Annotated in this window: 1 protein-coding gene; it reads right to left on the reverse strand. The window is 59.9% G+C overall.

What is annotated here, in order from left to right; translation table 11 throughout:
• A partial coding sequence (gene tuf, locus V3C85_RS00055) for an elongation factor Tu (RefSeq protein ID WP_331792947.1) occupies positions 1-1037 on the reverse strand: 1037 nt, incomplete at both ends.

The raw sequence follows: 1037 nt of genomic DNA on the forward strand, positions 1-1037 counted from the left end.
TCGGTGCCTTCCGGCAGTTCAACCGTGCCCGTCACGTCGGTCGTGCGGAAGTAGAACTGCGGACGGTAGTTCGCGAAGAACGGCGTGTGACGGCCGCCTTCTTCCTTGGTCAGGATATAGGCCTCGGCTTCGAACTTGGTGTGCGGGTTCACCGACTTCGGCTTGCACAGCACCTGACCACGTTCCACGCCTTCACGGTCGATGCCGCGCAGCAGAACGCCGACGTTGTCGCCAGCTTCACCACGATCCAGCAGCTTGCGGAACATTTCCACACCGGTGCAGGTCGATTTCTTGGTGTCGCGGATACCAACGATCTCAACTTCGTCGCCGACGTTGATCACGCCACGCTCCACACGACCGGTCACAACCGTGCCGCGGCCCGAGATCGAGAACACGTCTTCGATCGGCATCAGGAACGGCTGGTCAACAGCACGCGCCGGCGTCGGGATGTATTCGTCAACCGCAGCCATCAGCGCGCGGACCGAATCCTCGCCAATGTCCTTGCGCTCGCCGATCATCGCCTGGTGCGCCGAACCCTTGATGATCGGAATGTCATCGCCAGGGTAGTCATAGCTCGAGAACAGCTCGCGGATTTCCATCTCGACCAGTTCCAGCAGCTCTTCGTCATCAACAAGGTCAACCTTGTTCATGTAGCACACCATGTACGGAATGCCGACCTGACGGCCCAGCAGAATGTGCTCGCGCGTTTGCGGCATCGGGCCATCCGACGCGGCGCAAACCAGAATGGCGCCGTCCATCTGCGCAGCACCCGTGATCATGTTCTTCACATAGTCAGCGTGGCCGGGGCAGTCGACGTGGGCGTAGTGACGGTTCGCAGTCTCATACTCAACATGCGCCGTCGAGATCGTGATCCCGCGTGCACGCTCTTCCGGCGCACCGTCAATCTGGTCATAGGCGCGGAAATCGCCAAAATACTTCGTGATCGCCGCCGTCAGCGTCGTCTTCCCGTGGTCAACGTGGCCAATCGTGCCAATGTTGACGTGCGGTTTGTTCCGTTCAAACTTTGCCTTTGCCAT

The sequence above is a fragment of the Pseudotabrizicola sp. L79 genome (assembly GCF_036553525.1).
Lineage (GTDB): Bacteria > Pseudomonadota > Alphaproteobacteria > Rhodobacterales > Rhodobacteraceae > Pseudotabrizicola.